At 71.6% G+C, this 16,117-nt stretch carries 17 protein-coding genes; 5 read left to right on the top strand and 12 right to left on the bottom strand.

Annotated features, from left to right (window positions below):
- Window positions 1–73: 73 nt before the first annotated feature.
- The 6 genes from O7629_RS05170 to O7629_RS05145 form a co-directional block, all read right to left on the bottom strand.
- Window positions 74–1,477: a phosphatidate cytidylyltransferase gene (locus tag O7629_RS05170; protein ID WP_278167787.1), complete on the bottom strand. Its 1,404-nt coding sequence runs from the start codon at window positions 1,475–1,477 to the stop codon at window positions 74–76.
- A complete protein-coding gene (frr, locus tag O7629_RS05165) occupies window positions 1,477–2,034 on the bottom strand; it encodes a ribosome recycling factor (protein ID WP_123604413.1) in 558 nt (185 codons plus the stop codon). The genes O7629_RS05170 and frr overlap by 1 nt, the downstream gene beginning before the upstream one ends.
- Window positions 2,035–2,116: 82 nt before the next feature.
- Window positions 2,117–2,872 carry a UMP kinase gene (gene pyrH / locus O7629_RS05160; RefSeq protein WP_123600510.1) on the bottom strand — a complete coding sequence of 252 codons (756 nt, stop codon included), beginning with the start codon at window positions 2,870–2,872 and terminating at the stop codon, window positions 2,117–2,119.
- A 208-nt stretch (window positions 2,873–3,080) separates the two neighbouring features.
- A complete protein-coding gene (gene tsf / locus O7629_RS05155; RefSeq protein ID WP_278167786.1) occupies window positions 3,081–3,911 on the bottom strand; it encodes a translation elongation factor Ts in 831 nt (276 codons plus the stop codon).
- 39 nt (window positions 3,912–3,950) lie between these two features.
- A complete protein-coding gene (rpsB, locus tag O7629_RS05150; RefSeq protein WP_123600508.1) occupies window positions 3,951–4,799 on the bottom strand; it encodes a 30S ribosomal protein S2 in 849 nt (282 codons plus the stop codon).
- Between the two features lie 223 nt (window positions 4,800–5,022).
- Window positions 5,023–5,898 carry a hypothetical protein gene (locus O7629_RS05145; protein ID WP_278167785.1) on the bottom strand — a complete coding sequence of 292 codons (876 nt, stop codon included), beginning with the start codon at window positions 5,896–5,898 and terminating at the stop codon, window positions 5,023–5,025.
- A 206-nt stretch (window positions 5,899–6,104) separates the two neighbouring features.
- Here O7629_RS05145 and O7629_RS05140 point away from each other — a divergent pair, with 206 nt between their 5' ends.
- The 5 genes from O7629_RS05140 (at window position 6,105) to O7629_RS05120 (ending at window position 12,104) form a co-directional block, all read left to right on the top strand.
- Window positions 6,105–6,467 (top strand): YraN family protein, encoded by a 363-nt coding sequence (locus O7629_RS05140; protein WP_278167784.1) that lies wholly within the window; start codon window positions 6,105–6,107, stop codon window positions 6,465–6,467.
- A gap of 238 nt (window positions 6,468–6,705) precedes the next feature.
- Window positions 6,706–8,223, top strand: a complete 1,518-nt coding sequence (locus O7629_RS05135; protein WP_278167783.1) for a YifB family Mg chelatase-like AAA ATPase — start codon at window positions 6,706–6,708, stop codon at window positions 8,221–8,223.
- Complete coding sequence (gene dprA / locus O7629_RS05130; RefSeq protein WP_278167782.1) at window positions 8,223–9,479, top strand: DNA-processing protein DprA; 1,257 nt, start codon at window positions 8,223–8,225, stop codon at window positions 9,477–9,479. Before O7629_RS05135 ends, dprA begins: the two co-directional genes overlap by 1 nt.
- Window positions 9,476–10,477 (top strand): tyrosine recombinase XerC, encoded by a 1,002-nt coding sequence (locus tag O7629_RS05125; protein ID WP_278167781.1) that lies wholly within the window; start codon window positions 9,476–9,478, stop codon window positions 10,475–10,477. Before dprA ends, O7629_RS05125 begins: the two co-directional genes overlap by 4 nt.
- Window positions 10,478–10,901: 424 nt before the next feature.
- Window positions 10,902–12,104 carry an aminotransferase class V-fold PLP-dependent enzyme gene (locus tag O7629_RS05120; RefSeq protein WP_278167780.1) on the top strand — a complete coding sequence of 401 codons (1,203 nt, stop codon included), beginning with the start codon at window positions 10,902–10,904 and terminating at the stop codon, window positions 12,102–12,104.
- Here O7629_RS05120 and O7629_RS05115 read toward each other — a convergent pair.
- The 6 genes from O7629_RS05115 to lepB (O7629_RS05090) form a co-directional block, all read right to left on the bottom strand.
- Entirely contained in the window at window positions 12,087–12,644 is a 558-nt protein-coding gene (locus tag O7629_RS05115; protein ID WP_278167779.1) for a M23 family metallopeptidase, read from the bottom strand. The genes O7629_RS05120 and O7629_RS05115 overlap by 18 nt on opposite strands.
- Before the next feature lie 125 nt (window positions 12,645–12,769).
- A complete protein-coding gene (locus tag O7629_RS05110; RefSeq protein WP_123604412.1) occupies window positions 12,770–13,093 on the bottom strand; it encodes a DUF2469 domain-containing protein in 324 nt (107 codons plus the stop codon).
- Complete coding sequence (locus O7629_RS05105; RefSeq protein WP_278167778.1) at window positions 13,090–13,962, bottom strand: ribonuclease HII; 873 nt, start codon at window positions 13,960–13,962, stop codon at window positions 13,090–13,092. The genes O7629_RS05110 and O7629_RS05105 overlap by 4 nt, the downstream gene beginning before the upstream one ends.
- Window positions 13,956–14,456: an NUDIX domain-containing protein gene (locus tag O7629_RS05100; RefSeq protein WP_278167777.1), complete on the bottom strand. Its 501-nt coding sequence runs from the start codon at window positions 14,454–14,456 to the stop codon at window positions 13,956–13,958. Before O7629_RS05100 ends, O7629_RS05105 begins: the two co-directional genes overlap by 7 nt.
- 85 nt (window positions 14,457–14,541) lie before the next feature.
- Window positions 14,542–15,183, bottom strand: a complete 642-nt coding sequence (lepB, locus tag O7629_RS05095) for a signal peptidase I (RefSeq protein ID WP_278167776.1) — start codon at window positions 15,181–15,183, stop codon at window positions 14,542–14,544.
- Entirely contained in the window at window positions 15,180–16,028 is an 849-nt protein-coding gene (gene lepB, locus O7629_RS05090) for a signal peptidase I (RefSeq protein WP_278174413.1), read from the bottom strand. Before lepB (O7629_RS05090) ends, lepB (O7629_RS05095) begins: the two co-directional genes overlap by 4 nt.
- Window positions 16,029–16,117: the final 89 nt, after the last annotated feature.

Below are 16,117 nucleotides of genomic sequence, written 5' to 3'. Positions count from 1 at the left end.
TCTCCCACGATCCCGCCGTGGCCGGCTCGCCACGGTGGGCGGATCGACCGGCCACCCCCTTCTGAACGACCGTTCAGCCGGCCAACGCGATCAGCGACAGCACGAGGTAGGAGACCGGCAACGCGAACAGGATCGAGTCGAGCCGGTCCATCAGCCCGCCGTGTCCGGGTAGCAGGTTGCTCATGTCCTTGACCCCGAGATCCCGCTTGAGCATGGACTCGCCGAGGTCCCCCAGCACAGCCGCGACCGACACCGCCACGCCGAACAGCGCCCCCCACAGCGGCATGACGTCGAGCAGCAGAAAGAGCAGCACCGCGCTGCCGATCCCGGCGGCGGCCACCGATCCGGCGAAGCCTTCCCAGGACTTCTTCGGGCTGATCGTCGGTGCCATCCGGTGCCTGCCGTAGAAGACGCCAGCGGCATAGCCACCGGTATCGGAGAGGATCACCGCAGCCAGGGTGACCAGAATCTGCAGGTCGCCGTCCGGCCGACTGGCCAGCAACGCGGCGAAACCACCCAGAAACGGAACGTAGACCGCGATCAGCGTGGCCGTGGCCGCGTCCCGCTGATACCCGGACGGTCCGTCGCCCAGCCGCCAGATCAGCATCGCCAGGACCGTCACCAGCAGCCCGAGCGCCAGAGCATCCGGGCCGATCCGCCAGGCCAGCACGGACATCAGTGCGCCGCCGGCGAGCAACGGGGTCGTCGGCGGGCGGGCGCCGCTGGTGCGCACCGCTCGGATCATCTCCCAGGTGCCCAGGCTGACGGCGGCCAGTAGGACGACCAGGAAGGCTGGCCGCCACAGGAACAACGAACCGAGCACCACGACGACCAGCCCGAGGCCGACGCCGATGGCGGCCGGCAGATTTCGACCGGCCGACGGCCGACGGTCGGCGGCCGGCGACGCGTTCCCGGCCTCGCCGGGCGGATCCTGACCGGCCCGACGAGAGCCGATCGGCTCCGGCAGCGGCTGATCCGGGTCGGAGCGCTCGGTCGCCGGCCGGGCCGGACCGGACCGGCCGGATCGACGGCGTCGCGCGCCGGCCCGCCGACGCGCTGCCGAGCTGTCGGGCCCGGCCTGCGGGTCCGGGTCCGTCGACGGCTCTGCCTGCTCGCCGTCCCGGTACCCGGTCGACCAGTGACCGCTGCCGTGACCGTTGCCGGTCGGCGCGCCGGCCGGGGGCAGACCGCCGTTGCCGAGGCGGGAACCGGCGTACGGGAATTCCCCGGTACCGGTGTACGGCCCGGTGGGAACGGGACCGCCATGGGCCGTACCCCCGTACGCGGCGCCACCGTAACCGGCGGTGCCGTAACCGGCGCCGGGCACTCCGTTCGGGCCGCCGTACGGCTGGGACCGCTCGGCCAGCGGGTGGCCGTTACGGGTCTCCGGAGCTGACGGCTCGGGCGCGGCGCCGGGGTGCCGCGCCCTCGTTCGAGCGTCCGGTTGATCGCCGCCAGCGGTCTCGGGGTAGGACATCAGACCTCGAGCAGCTCGGTTTCCTTGTGTTTGACCAGATCGTCAACGCTGGACACGTACCGGTGAGTGAGATCGTCCAGTTCCTTCTCGGCCCGGCGTCCCTCGTCCTCGCCGGCCTCGCCGTCCTTGACGATGCGGTCGAGTTCTTCCTTGGCCTTGCGACGGACGTTGCGGATGGCGACCTTGGCGTCCTCGCCCTTGCCGCGCGCCACCTTGATCATCTCTCGCCGGCGGTCCTCGGTCATCTGCGGCAGCAGGATCCGGAGCTGGGTCCCCTCGTTGTTGGGGTTGACTCCGAGGTCCGAGTCGCGGATCGCCTTCTCCATCGCGGCGAGCTGCGACATGTCGTACGGCTTGACGATGGCCATCCGCGGCTCGGGCACCCCGACGGATGCCATCTGGGTGATCGGCGTCGGGGTCCCGTAGTAGTCGAGCACGATGCGGGAGAACATCGCCGGAGTGGCCCGACCGGTCCTGATCGCGCCCAGCTCCTCCTTGGCGTGCTCGACGGCGCGCTCCATCTTCTCCTCTGCTTCGAGCAGAGTCTCCTCGATCACCTGTTCCGTCGCCTCCTTCTGATGGTCCGGTGTCCCTGCTGGCACCTGCCGATACGGATCCGCCGTGCGCGGCCCGGACCGGTCAGGTCGTGATCAAGGTACCGATGCGCTCGCCGGCGACCGCGCGCACGATCGTGTCGTCGCCCTGCGCCCCGAAGACCAACATCGGCAGGTCGTTGTCCATGCAGAGGCTGAACGCGGCGGCGTCGGCGACCCGCAGCCCGCGCCGCAGCGCCTCGGCGAAGGTCACCGTGTCGAGCTTGCTGGCGGTCGGGTCGGTCCGTGGATCGGCGGTGTACACCCCGTCCACGCCGTTCTTGCTCATCAGCACCACGTCGGCGTGGATCTCCAGGGCACGCTGCGCCGAGACGGTGTCGGTGGAGAAGTACGGCATACCGGCACCCGCGCCGAAGATCACCACGCGGCCCTTTTCCAGGTGCCGGATCGCACGCAGCGGGATGTACGGCTCCGCGACCTGGGCCATCGTGATGGCGCTCTGCACCCGGGTCTCGACGCCTTCCTTCTCCAGGAAGTCCTGCAGGGCCAGGCAGTTCATCACGGTGCCCAGCATGCCCATGTAGTCGGCCCGGGCCCGGTCCATGCCGCGCTTCTGCAGCTCGGCACCGCGGAAGAAGTTACCGCCGCCGACCACCACCGAAACCTGGACCCCGAGCCGGGAGACAGTCGCGATCTGCCGGGCGATGTCCTGCACCACATCCGGATCGACGCCGATCGCTCCACCGCCGAATACCTCACCGGACAGTTTCAGCACCACCCGCCGGGACCGCCCGGGTGGGGGCGCGGTCGGGTCGTCCGCCGCCAGCGTGTGTCCACTCATTACCTGCGTCATCCGACCCGCCCTTCGCTAGCTGCCCTCAGCGCCGCCGTACTCACCCTCGTGCCCACACTACGGAACGAGGAGGCCGTGGTGCCTGTCACGTACACCAACGGCCTCCTCTGTCGATCGATCGTCTCGATCCTCACCGGGGACCTGTCTGCGTCGGCCGCCGACCGGCCGACGCGCCGGACACCCGGCCCGGACCGGGTCAGGCCTGGCCGACCTCGAACCGGACGAACCCGGTCACGTCGATGCCGGCCTCGGCCAGCACCTTCTTGACCGTCTTCTTGTTGTCCGCCACCGAGGCCTGCTCCAGCAGGACGAAGTCCTTGAAGAAGGCGTTCACCCGGCCCTCGATGATCTTGGGCATGGCCGCCTCCGGCTTGCCCTCCTCGCGGGCCGTCTGCTCGGCGATCCGGCGCTCCGACTCGACCGTCTCCGCCGGCACCTCCTCACGGGTGAGGAAGCGCGGCCGCATCGCGGCGATCTGCATCGCCACACCGCGGGCGTCGGCGTCGGCCGCCTCGTCCTCCTTGCCGGAGTACGCCACCAGGACGCCTACCTGCGGCGGCAGGTCCTGCGCCTTGCGGTGCAGATAGACCGTGACGGTGCCGTCGAGCCGGGCGAACCGGTTGAGCACCAGCTTCTCGCCGATCTTGGCGGACTGCTCCTGGACCGCGTCGGCGACCGGCCGGCCGTCCGGCAGGGTGGAGCCGAGCAGCGCCTCCGCGTCGGTGGCCTTGATCTGCTCGCCGTGCTCGACCAGCAACTGCGCGAAATCGATGAAGTCGGTGTTCTTCGCGACGAAGTCGGTCTCGCAGTTGAGCTCCAGCAGCGCCGACCCGGCGTGGGCCACCAGGCCGTTCGCGGCGGTGCGGCCGGCCCGCTTGCCGACGTCCTTGGCACCCTTGATCCGCAGGATCTCGACGGCCTTGTCGAAGTCGCCTTCGGCCTCCTGCAGCGCCTTCTTGCAGTCCATCATGCCGGCGCCGGTGAGGTCGCGGAGCTTCTTGACGTCCGCGGCGGTGAAGTTGGACATGACTCTCTCTTCAGTCTCGTCAGACGGCTTGGGTGGTCGTCATTCCGCAGCGGCGGCAGCGGGCTCGTTTTCCTTGCCGGCCGAGGGCTCGTTCTCCTTGTTGGCCGGCCCCTCGAGCAGCTCGCGCTCCCACTCGGGCAGCGGCTCGTCGGTGGCGACGGCGCCCGGCTCCGGCTTCTCCTCGGCACCGCGCGACTTGCCGGAACGGGCGATCAGACCATCCGCCACGGCGGCCGCGACGACCCGGGTGAGCAGCTCAGCGGAGCGGATCGCGTCGTCGTTGCCCGGGATCGGGAAATCGACCTCGTCCGGGTCGCAGTTGGTGTCGAGCACCGCAATCACCGGAATGCCCAGCTTGCGGGCCTCGTCGACGGCGATGTGCTCCTTCTTGGTGTCGACGACCCAGATCGCCGCCGGCACCTTCTGCATGTCCCGCAGGCCGCCAAGCGTACGGCTGAGCTTGTCCTTCTCCCGGGACAGCTGCAGGGTCTCCTTCTTGGTGTAGCCCTGCGCGGTGCCGGTCAGGTCCAGCGCCTCCAGCTCCTTCATCCGCTGCAGTCGCTTGTACACCGTCTGGAAGTTGGTCAGCATGCCGCCGAGCCAGCGGTGGTTGACGTACGGCTGACCGACCCGGGTCGCCTGCTCGGCGATGGCCTCCTGCGCCTGCTTCTTGGTCCCGACGAACAGGATGTTGCCCCCGTCGGCCACCGTGTCACGGACAAAGGTGTACGCCTTCTCGATGTAGTCGAGGGTCTGGCGCAGGTCGATGATGTAAATGCCGTTACGCTCAGTGAAGATGAACCGCTTCATCTTCGGGTTCCAGCGCCGGGTCTGGTGCCCGAAGTGCACACCGCTCTCCAGCAGCTGACGCATGGTCACCACGGCCATGGTGTCTTCTCCCTGTATGTCCCTGGTTGTCACGCCGGCCGGCGGCCGGGCGTCCTGGCGCCCGGTCGGCGGTCATGGTGGGCCTGAGTGATCAGGACCAGGGGACCGTCGCCCCCACGGCTGTCGCCGGGGAGAAGGGCGCGCGAGGTCGACCGCGCGAGGCGGTCGCCGGTTGTCAAGTGTACGCCCTGCGCCGGGTCGCGACCCGGCCAGCCCGCATGGTTCAGCCCGCGAGTCCGGCCACCACGAACAGCAGCAGGCCGACCAGCAGATGCGCGGTCGGCGGACGCAGCCACGCCTCGACCGGGGAACCCACCTTGGTCGCCCCGGTGGCCAGCGCGTAGAGACCGATACCGAACGCGGGCAGTCCGATCATCAGCGCCGTACCGGCGACCACCGCGCCGACCTCGGCCGGATCGGCCAGCGCTCCGTCCAGCAACAGCCGCAACGCCGGCACCTCGAAGATCATCACCAGGACGGCGAACAGGATCCCCAGCGCAGGACGTCGACTGCGGTACACCCCGTCGCTGACGACGCTGCCCACCGGTGCCCGCCGGCCGCCGTACTCCCCCATCGACGGCGGATCACCGGCCGGACGGGGGGTGACCGGCGGCATGAGCCCGGTGGGAATGTCGACCGAACTGGCCGACTCGTCCGGCCGCGCCTGGTCGGACCGCCGACCGGACTCGGACCGCCGGCCGGCATCGACCGCCGGACCCGGCTCCGGCCGGGGCTCCGGGGTCGCAAACGGTGGACCGCTCGCCGGCCCGGGAGGTGCCGACGACGGCGGAGCGAACGGCGGTGCCGACGACGGCGAAGCAAACGGCGGTGCCGACGCCGGAGCCCCGTACGGCGGTGCCGACGCCGGTTCCGGCGCCGCGCGCCGCCGGCCACCTTCCGTCGTATCCGCCCGGGCTGCCCGGGCGGCCCGCAGTTCACCGGTACCGTCGCCACTGGCGTACCGGCTGGTGCCGCCGAACGGGTCGTCACCGAACCGGTCGCTGCTCGACTCGGTGGATTGCCAGGACGGATCGACGTAGGTGCGCTCGGAGTACCACCGGGGATCGGGGTCGTCCGGATAGTTTCGGTTCGGGTCCACGGACAGGGACCGTATGTCACCGCAACCGCCGCCGCCACTCGGGTCCGCTCCACCGACGTCTCGGGCGATCTTGTACCGGTGCTGGTCAGACCGGCGCTAGCAGGTCGGCGGCCGGTGCCGTCGCGGCGTCCACAGCAAGCCCGCCGTCCACAACCACGGCGTACCGCACCGGGCATGTGCCAGCACCGCCGGGCACGTTGCCGGACATGACCAACATCAGGCAGGCCGTCGGCGCCTACGGCGAACGCTGTGCGGTACGGCACCTCGTTGACGCCGGGCTCATCGTCGTCGAACGCAACTGGCGCTGCGCCGTCGGCGAGATCGACATCATCGCCCGGCACGCCGACACCATCGTGTTCTGCGAAGTGAAGACCCGACGCAGTGGCCGCTACGGCGCGCCGGAGGAAGCGGTCACCGCGGCCAAGGCCCGGCGGATCCGCCGGCTGGCCGCCGGCTGGCTGGCCGCCAACCCGGGACATCGCCGGCGGCCGGTGCGATTCGATCTGATCTGCGTGACCGTCGGTCGGTCCGGCGCGGCCCAGGTCCGGCACCTGACGGCGGCCTTCTGACCACTGTCGCCCGACCCGTCAGCGCCGCCCGGCAGCCGCCGCCTAGCACCTGGCGTCAACCGGTCGCCGCGTTGTCCACAGCGGGACCTTCGTCCACAGGCGCGCCCCGGCCCGGCCCGGCGGCCCGGGTCGCGGACAGCCACCGTCGTGCCATGAGAAACGACATCCACCGCCCGCCGCGCGCCGACGACCGACCACCACCATCCACGGAGGATGGCCGACCGCTGGAGACCGGACGATGAGCTACGCGAAGGTGCTCTGCGTCGGCCTGGTCGGCGTCACCGGGCATCTCGTGGAGGTGGAGGCCGACCTCGCCGCCGGGCTCCCGGCAGTGATCATCTCGGGGTTGCCGGACACCACCCTGCACGAGGCACGGGACCGGGTGCGCGCCGCGATCGTCAATTCCGGGCAGCACTGGCCGAACCGGCGGATCACCGTCAACCTGCTACCGGCGACGCTGCCCAAGGTCGGTTCTGGGTTCGACCTCGCAGTGGCCACCGCGTTGCTCGGCGGCACCGGAGAGCTGCCGCTCGCCCCGGTCGACGGGGTGGCGCTGCTCGGCGAGTTGGGCCTGGACGGCACCGTACGACCGGTGCGCGGGCTGCTCCCCATGGTGGTGGCGGCGGCCCGGGCCGGGGTGACCCAGGTGGTGGTGCCGGCCGCCAACGCGGCCGAGGCGGCGGTGGTGCCGGGGGTGCGGGTCAAGGCCGTCGACACGCTGCACCGGCTGATCTCGTTCATCCGCGGCGCCGACGAGCTGCTCGATCCCCCGCCACCGAAGCCAGGAGCCGTCCAGGCCGGCCCGGACCTCGCCGACGTCGCCGGGCAGGCGTTCGGCAAGCGGGCCCTGGAGATCGCCGCCGCCGGCGGCCACCACCTGGCGCTGATCGGGCCGCCCGGTGCCGGCAAGACCATGCTGGCGGAACGGCTCCCCGGTCTGCTGCCGCCGTTGGACGACCCGGCGGCGCTGGAGGTCTCCGCGCTGCACTCGATCGCCGGAGTGCTGCCACCGGGCAGCGCGCTGCTACGCCGACCACCGTTCCAGGCCCCGCACCACTCGGCGACCGTCGCATCGCTGGTCGGCGGCGGTTCCGGGCTGGCCCGCCCCGGCGCGGTCTCACTGGCCCACCACGGCGTGCTGTTCCTCGACGAGGCACCCGAGTTCCACAGCCGGGTGCTGGATTCGTTGCGGCAGCCGCTGGAGAAGGGGCGGGTGCTGATCACCCGCGCCCTGGGGGTCACCGAGTACCCCGCCCGGTGCCAGCTCGTGCTCGCGGCCAATCCGTGCCCATGCGCCCGGCCGGCGGGCGATCAGTTCTGCGAGTGCCCGCCCGTGGTACGGCGCCGCTACCGTAGCCGGCTGTCCGGTCCCCTGATGGATCGCATCGACCTGCAGGTGAGCCTCACCGCGCTGCGGGCCGTGGACCTGATGACGAACCAGACGCCGGCGGAACCGACCGCGACGGTGGCCGCCCGGGTGGCCGCCGCCCGCGAGGCCGCCCGGCAGCGCTGGGCCGGCCAGGGCTGGCGGACCAACTCGGTGGTCCCCGGACCCGCGTTGCGACGCCCGCCGTGGCGGCTGCCCGCCGGTGAGACCGCCGCACTGCGGCGGCGGCTGGACGTCGGGGCGATCTCCGCCCGGGGCTTCGACCGCATTCTGCGACTCGCCTGGTCAATCGCGGACCTGGACGGACGGTCCCGGCCGGACTCGGCCGACATCGACGAAGCCATCCAGCTGCGGACGGGCGAGCTGTGATGCCGGGCACCGAACCGGCCGGCAGCCGGCTGGCCCGGATCGCGTTGACCTGGCTCGCCGAGCCCGGAAACGAAGCCGTTCACCGGCTCGTGGCGGCGGTCGGCCCGGTCGAGGCGCTGGCCCGGCTACGCGGCGGGCGGAGTCCGGACGACCCGACCCGGACGGCGAGCTCCGCGCGGCTGGCGACCGCCGATCCGCTGCAGGTGGCCGCCGCCGCTCTCGACCGGGCGGCGCGGGTCGGCGCCCGGCTGGTGACGCCGGAGGATCCGGACTGGCCGCGCCAGGTCGAGGACCTGACCCGGCTGGCCCGTCGCCCCGACGGCGGGTCGGGCGGTGCCGGTTCCGGAGGTTCCCGGGGCGGCGCGCCACCGCTGGCCATGTGGATCCGTGGGCCGTGGCCGCTCGCCGAGGCGCTGGCCCGGTCGGTCGCCGTGGTCGGTTCCCGGGCACCCAGCGAGTACGGACGCCACGTCAGCATGGAGTTCGGGCACGGCCTTGCCGAGCAGGGTTGGACGATCGCCTCCGGTGGTGCGTACGGCATCGACGCCTGCGCCCATCGCGGTGCGCTCGCCGCTGGCGGCTGCACGGTAGCGGTGTTGGCCTGCGGGATCGACCGGCCGTACCCCGCCGGGAACACCGCGATGTTCGACCAGATCGCCGAGTCCGGGCTGCTGGTCAGTGAGTGGCTGCCCGGCGCCGAGCCGCTGCGGCACCGGTTCCTCACCCGCAACCGGTTGATCGCCGCCGCGACGGCCGGGACCGTGCTGGTCGAGGCCGGTGCCCGTAGCGGGGCCGCCCAGACGGTCCGGCGCGCGTTGGCCCTGGGCCGGGCGACCATGGTGGTGCCCGGGCCGATCACCTCCGCCGTGTCAGTCGGCTGTCACGAGATTCTGCGCGACCACCCGCAGGCCCGGCTCGTCGCCGGGGTCGCCCACGTGCAGGAGGAGATCGGCCGGATCGGTATCGACCTCGCACCACCACCACGCGGGCCCGAGCGTCCCCGTGACTCGCTCGACCCCCAGGCGGCGCGGGTCCTGGAAGCGGTTCCCGGACGCGGCTCGGTCGACCTGGACGAGCTGGCCGGCCGGGCCGGCGTCGACATTCGCACCGCGATGCGTACGGTCTCCGCTCTGCAGGCCCGAGGCCTGCTCACCGGCGCGGACGGGCGCTACCGGTTGCCGCCCCGGTCCGCCACCGGGGTCGGCCGGCGTGGCGGCTTGACCGATCGGGCCGCCGGGCCGACGGTCGGGGAATGAGCGACGACGGCAGCCGGGGCACCGCCGCGCGGCACGCCGGGTTGCCGTCCGGCCTGCGCGACGCCGTGGACGCCTTCGCGCGGCACCTCGCCCTGGTCGACAACCGTTCGGCCCACACCGTACGGGCGTACGTCGGTGACGTCGTGTCGCTGCTCGACCACGCCGCCCGGATGGGGGTCCACTCCCCCGCCGGACTCGACATCACGGTGTTGCGCAGCTGGCTGGCCCGGCAACGGACGTTCGGCGCCGCCCGCGCCACGCTGGCTCGGCGGGCGGCGGCCGCCCGCGCATTCAGCGGCTGGGCGCACCGCAGCGGGTTGACCAGCGCCGATCCCGGTGCGGCCCTGGCCAGCCCTCGACCGCACCGGACGCTGCCGGCGGTGCTGCGCGTCGAGCAGGCCGCACAGCTGATGCCGGACGGCGACGGCACCGACTCGGAAGCTCAGCCGGCCGGGGAACAGACCCGGGAACCGACCGGCACCGGTCCGGACGAACCGCTGCGGCTGCGCGACCGGCTGGTCCTGGAGCTGCTGTACGCGACCGGGGTCCGGGTGAGCGAACTCTGCGGGCTCGACCTCGCCGACCTCGACCCGGGCCGACGGGTACTCCGGGTGCTGGGCAAGGGCGGCCGGGAGCGGACCGTGCCGTACGGGGTGCCGGCCGGGGCGGCGATCCACGACTGGCTGGCCCGGGGGCGACCGGCGCTCGCGTCGCCCCGCTCCGGCGAGGCGCTCCTGCTCGGCGCGAAGGGCGGCCGGCTCCAGGCCACGGTGGTCCGCCGGATCGTCGCCGCAGCTGCCCGCGACGCGGGCGTACCCCGCGTCACCCCGCACGGGCTGCGCCACTCGGCGGCCACCCACCTGCTGGAGGGTGGCGCCGACCTGCGGTCGGTCCAGGAGTTGCTCGGGCACGCCTCGCTGGCCAGCACCCAGCTCTACACCCACGTGTCGGTGGAGCGGTTGCGGGCGGCGTACCGGCAGGCACATCCGCGGGCCTGAGGCTGCCGGCCGGCCCGGCGGACGGGCCGCGCACCCGGAGCGTTCCGGGGCGGCGGCTCGCCTAAAATGTGCCGTTGACATCTCCCCCTGCTGAAGCAGGGAGATTCGACCCTCACGGGTCGAGTTTTCTGCTTCGCCGACCACAGCCGACCCGAATCAACGGCAAGGGACGGAGTACCGCCCATCGGTCTTACACAGTCTCCACAGACGTCACTTCCCACCAGCCCGGCGGTAGGCCCGACCGGCTTGGTCGTCACCGGAAGGGCAACGTCACGTTAGCACACCTGTCCGCACGCCGGATGTCCCGGTGCGCGGGTACTGGACGTCGATCCGCCCCGGCGGCGAATCGACTTTCCCTGTCCTGCTCCGCAGGAGTCCGTTTCCTCCCCGGCCGCAACGCCGGAGTATCCACGGAAGGCATCTGATGAGCGGCGGCCTGGTCCCACCCGAACCGCTACCCGGCGCACGGATGCTGTTCTCCCTCGACCCGGCGGTCACCCACCTCAACCACGGCGCGTTCGGCGCGGTCCCAGTCTCGGTACAGCGGGTGCAGCAGCGGCTACGCGACGAGATGGAGGCCGACCCGCAGCGGTTCTTCACCCAGGGTCTGCTGGATCGGATCGGCCACACCCGCCGCCATCTGGCCGCTTTCCTCGGTGCCGACCCGGAAGGCGCCGCACTGGTCGACAACGTCACCGTCGCCGCCGCGACGGTGCTGCAGACGCTGCGTCTGGGCAGCGGCGACGAGGTGCTGTTGACCGACCACGGGTACGGCGCGGTCGCGCTCTCGGTCGAGCGGGAGTGCCGGCGTACTGGCGCGACAGTACGCGTCGTAGCGGTGCCCCTGGGGGCACCGGCCGAGGAGGTCGTCGAGCGGTTGCGCGCCGCGCTCCGGCCGGGCCGGACCCGGCTGCTGGTGGTCGACCAGGTCACCTCGCCGACCGCGCAGGTGTTCCCGGTCGCCGAGATGGTCACGGTGGCCCGTGACGCCGGCGTACCGGTCCTGGTCGACGCCGCCCACGTCCCGGGGATGCTGGCGGTCGAGGTCGACCGGATCGGCGCCGACTTCTGGGTGGGCAACCTGCACAAGTGGGCGTTCGCGCCGCGCGGCACGGCGCTGCTGGCGGTCGCGCCCCGGTGGCGGGAACGGCTTGAGCCGCTGGGGGTCTCCTGGGAGCAGGAATCCGGGTTCCCGTCGCGGGTGGAGTGGCAGGGCACCCGCGACTACACCGCGTGGCTGGCTGCGCCGGCTGGCCTGTACGCGTTGCGCAGCCTCGGCCTGGACCGGGTCCGAGCGCACAACGCCGCACTGGTCGGTTACGGCCAGCGGACCATCGCCGACGCGCTAGGGGTCCCGCCGCAGCGGCTGCCGGTACCCGATCCGCACCGACCGGAGTCGGCCCAGCTGGCCATGCGGCTGGTCCCGCTACCGGCCGGCGTGGCCGACAGCGCTGTCGCAGCGGCCACGCTGCGTCGTCGGATCGCCGACGACCTGGCCACTGAGGTGTCGGTCGCCTGGTGGTCCGATCGGGCGTGGTTGCGAATCTGCGCTCAGGTCTACAACCGGGCAGCGGACTACGACCGGCTCGCGGAGCTGCTGCCCGCGCTGCTACACCGGGGCGGCTGACCCGAGCGGCAGCAGGCGGACACGTCCGTTGCCGAGCAACAGCAACGGATCGAGGTAGCTGCCGTCCGTCAGCCGCAGGCCCCAGTGCAGGCATGCGTCGGCAGGACAACCCGGATGGCCTTCGGTGACGGCGCCGATCGGACGGCCGGCGCTGACCGCAGTGCCGACGGCGAGCCAGCCGTCCACGGGTTCGTAGGTGGTCCTGAACCCACCCGGGTGACTGATGCTGACCACGCCCCGGTCGACGATCCGACCGGAGTGGCTGACCGTGCCGGCTCCGGCGGCGTACACGGTGGCACCGACGTCAGCGGTGAGATCGACGCCCCGGTGTCCGCGCCCCCAGGGCACCGGGGGCGGGTCGAATCGGCGGCTCAGCGTGACGGCGCCGGCCAGTGGCGGGTGGAAACGCGGGTCTGCGGCTGGGCGCGCGGACCCGGTTGGTTGTGGTCCGGGGGCGGCGACCGACACCGTGGCGGGGACTGCGGGCGCAGTGCTGAACAGGATCGCCGCGACCAGCATCGGCAGGAGCAGGAATCTCATGCCGACAGGCTGGCACCCGACCGGGGTACGGCCTCGACGGGCGGACGACAGGCTGTGGATGCTGGTTCAAGCTGTGGAAAACGGAATTTCGCCGCAGTCGATCTGCTATGGACCGGCCATTGAAGTCAGCCGCTGAACCCGGAATCTGCCGGTAGTGAGATTTCCGGCTTGTCCAACTCTTCCACATTTACATCCTTGAACGTCATTACTCTGACGTTCTTCACGAAACGGGCAGGACGGTACATGTCCCACACCCAGGCATCGTGCATCTCGACCTCGAAGTACACCTCGCCGTCAGAATTGCGCACGTGCAGGTCGACCTGGTTCGCCAGGTAGAAGCGACGCTCGGTCTCGACGACGTACGAAAACTGGCGGACGATGTCGCGGTACTCCCGGTAGAGCTGCAGCTCCATCTCTGTCTCGTACTTCTCGAGATCCTCGGCGCTCATCGCCATCCGCCTTCCATGACCACATCTTCCCCCAGTAGCGCCGGTTGGCGAAGCTGCTCGTCCAACGCCACGCCGACGGTACCCCGGATGGGGTCCGGACGCCCCATCGGCTCACGGATGCCGATGTCGGCCGAGCCGGCCCCGACCGTCGGGTCGGCTCCCGCGACGTCAGTCCGGCCAGCTTCGGCGACCGGTCGGCGGGAGCGGGGCGGACTCGCGGACCGGCCCGAGGCGGCTGCCACGTTGACGTACGAGAACCGGTGCTCGACACACGGCCCCTGCCGACTCAACGCGGCCTGATGCTCGGCGGTGGCGTAGCCCTTGTGCTCGGCGAAGCCGTAACCCGGGAACCGCCCGTCGAGCTCGACCATCAGCCGGTCCCGAGTGACCTTCGCGAGCACGCTGGCCGCCGCCACGCAAGCCGCCACCCGGTCGCCCTTCCACACCGCGAGCCCGGGCGCACCGAGCCCGTCAACGCCGAACCCGTCGGTCAACACGTACTCAGGTGCGGGGCTGAGCCCGGCCAGCGCCCGGCGCATCGCGGCGAGATTGCACACGTGCAGGCCCCGACGGTCGATCTCGTCGGCCGAGACGACCACGATCCGGTGGGCGAGTGCCCGGTCACGGACCGAGGCGTAGACCCGCTCCCGCGCCGCCGGGGTGAGCAGCTTCGAATCGGCCAGCCCGTCGATCTCGCCCCGCCGGCCCGGCGCGAGCACCACCGCGGCCGCCACCAGCGGCCCGGCACACGCACCCCGGCCGGCCTCGTCAGCGCCGGCCACGTGGGCGAATCCGCGCCGCCGCAGAGCCTGCTCCAACGCGTAGAGCCCGGCGTCGCGGCGCACCACGGTACGCGGTGGAGTCAGCACGGTTCGGCCTCTCCCGTCAGCCGGCGCAGCAGGGTCGGCAGCTCCGGCGGATAGACCCGTTCCGGGGTGGTCGCGAGCTCACCGACCGGCCACCACCGGTGGGCGTCGATGGTACGGCGTTCGATGTCGTCGAACCCGCTCGTGTCGACCTGCCAGTTGGGCACCCGCAGCAGGAAGAAGTGCTGTTCCTGGCGGTACCACCGGCCGTCGAACGGGAACTCGACGGTTTCCCGCCAGACCGGCGCGCCCAACTCGGTAGGTGTCACGCGCAGGCCGGTCTCCTCGGCCAACTCGCGGACCGCGCCGTCGACCGGGGTCTCGCCGGGCTCCAGTCCACCGCCGGGGGTGAACCAGTACCGGTGTCCGGGACGAGCCGGGTCGTACCCGCGTAGCAGCAACACCCGACCCGCCGAGTCGACGAGCAGGACCCTGGCCGCGTGCCGGTTGCGCGCCGGCTCCGGCGCGCGGTCCACCGTCAGCTCCGCGTCGGTCACCCGACCAGAGTAGGAGAACAAGCCGACCGGCACGACAGGTGGGCCGCAGCCGACCGCACCGCCCGGGTTGGCGTGAACCGACCGGTCACGGTCCCGAACTCGGAACGGTTTCGAACGGCTCCGGCACGGTGAGCCAGGTGGCCCGGTCCAGTGGCCAGAAGACGGTGAACGCTCGGCCGACCACGGCGTCCTCGGAGATGGTCGCGTAGTCGATGTCGCCGCTGCGGTCCCAGTGCTCCAGCGAGTCGCCCGAGGCCGACCGATGGTCGCCCATCACCCAGAGCCGTCCGTCCGGCACGGTGATGTCGAACGGACCGACCGCGGCGGGATCGCTGATCCCGCCCTCGGAGTAGATGTACGGCTCGTCCAGCGGCTGGCCGTTGATGATCAACCGCTCCTCGGCGTCACAGCACTCGACCCGGTCTCCACCGACCCCGATGACCCGCTTGATGAAGTCCTCGCCGTCCGGGTTGCTGCTCCACTCCGGTGGCGCCCGGAACACGACGATCTCGCCGCGCTCGGGCGATCGGAAGTGGTAGACGACCTTGTTGACCAGCACCCGGTCGTTGATGTCGAGGGTGTGCTCCATCGACGGCGACGGGATGTAGAAGGTCTGCAGGACGAACGCCCGGACCAGGACCGCGACGAGGACCGCCACACCCAACAGGATCGGTAGTTCGCGCCAGAAGGAATTGGGCTTCTTCTTCTCGGTCTGCTCGTCGATCACAACCGGAGCCTACGACGTCTGGCTGAGAACAGCGGCACGGAGCGCGAAGCAAAAAGTAGCGGGATCATCACCGGTAGCACGATCACCAGGTCACCGGAGGTCTCCGGAACGTCCGCCGGCTGGTCGACCGCCGCCGGGGTCGGAGCCGTCGGCGGCAGGCTGTCGAAGGTGTCCGGCACGGACAGTCCGTCCCAGCGGTCCTGGGGCCAGACGATCACAAAGGCCCGGCCGATGACGTTGTCGATCGGCACCGGGCCCTGGCAGCGGGAGTCCTGTGAGACCAGTCGATGGTCGCCCATCACGAACAGGTGTCCAGGCTCGACCACGACCTCAGCGAACTGCCGGGATCGGCACTCGCCTGGGCTCGGTGGGACGTCCAGCGGCGAGTCCTCCAGGACGTAGCCGGCCTCGTCCAACGGCTGGTCGTTGACGGTCAGCCGGCCCTGGTCGTCGCAGCAACGAATCCGGTCACCCGGCACGCCGATGACCCGCTTGATGAAGTCTTTCTCACCCGGTCGACCAACCCCGACCAGATCGCCAACGGTGCGGCCGAGTTTGGCGACGAAACCGAGGTCCGGGTCGTCGGTGTGCTCCGGTGCCCAGTCGTTGGTGCCCCGGAAGACGATGACCTCGCCGCGCACCGGATCCCGGACGTCGTAAACAACCTTGTTGACCAACACCCGGTCACCGACCAGCAGCGTGTCCTCCATGGAGCCGGACGGGATGAAGAACGCCTGCAGCAGGAAGGAGCGGATCAACACGGCCAGACAGAAGGCCACCACCAGCAACAGCGGCAACTCCTGCCACAGTGGCATCTGCCGACGCCTGCGCTGCACCATCTGCATGCCGGACCGGCCCGACCGACGCGGGCGTGCCACCGACCGGCCGTCCCGACGGTTGCGCTGCGAGCGCGCGCCCGACGCGCCGCGCCGCT

It is taken from the genome of Solwaraspora sp. WMMD792 (assembly GCF_029626105.1).
Taxonomy (GTDB): domain Bacteria; phylum Actinomycetota; class Actinomycetes; order Mycobacteriales; family Micromonosporaceae; genus Micromonospora_E.
Note: the sequence above shows the minus strand (reverse complement) of the source record. Positions and strands in the feature narration are given on the sequence as shown.

Bases quoted from the DNA above. Each gene is read 5' to 3' on its own strand.
- dprA (WP_278167782.1), top strand. From the start codon at position 8,223: ATGCCGGGCACCGAACCGGCCGGCAGCCGGCTGGCCCGGATCGCGTTG.
- pyrH (WP_123600510.1), bottom strand. From the start codon at position 2,872: ATGAGTGGACACACGCTGGCGGCGGACGACCCGACCGCGCCCCCACCC.
- O7629_RS05140 (WP_278167784.1), top strand. From the start codon at position 6,105: ATGACCAACATCAGGCAGGCCGTCGGCGCCTACGGCGAACGCTGTGCG.
- O7629_RS05115 (WP_278167779.1), bottom strand. From the start codon at position 12,644: ATGAGATTCCTGCTCCTGCCGATGCTGGTCGCGGCGATCCTGTTCAGC.
- rpsB (WP_123600508.1), bottom strand. From the start codon at position 4,799: ATGGCCGTGGTGACCATGCGTCAGCTGCTGGAGAGCGGTGTGCACTTC.
- O7629_RS05135 (WP_278167783.1), top strand. From the start codon at position 6,706: ATGAGCTACGCGAAGGTGCTCTGCGTCGGCCTGGTCGGCGTCACCGGG.
- O7629_RS05120 (WP_278167780.1), top strand. From the start codon at position 10,902: ATGAGCGGCGGCCTGGTCCCACCCGAACCGCTACCCGGCGCACGGATG.
- O7629_RS05110 (WP_123604412.1), bottom strand. From the start codon at position 13,093: ATGAGCGCCGAGGATCTCGAGAAGTACGAGACAGAGATGGAGCTGCAG.
- O7629_RS05170 (WP_278167787.1), bottom strand. From the start codon at position 1,477: ATGTCCTACCCCGAGACCGCTGGCGGCGATCAACCGGACGCTCGAACG.
- lepB (WP_278174413.1), bottom strand. From the start codon at position 16,028: ATGCAGATGGTGCAGCGCAGGCGTCGGCAGATGCCACTGTGGCAGGAG.
- O7629_RS05125 (WP_278167781.1), top strand. From the start codon at position 9,476: ATGAGCGACGACGGCAGCCGGGGCACCGCCGCGCGGCACGCCGGGTTG.
- tsf (WP_278167786.1), bottom strand. From the start codon at position 3,911: ATGTCCAACTTCACCGCCGCGGACGTCAAGAAGCTCCGCGACCTCACC.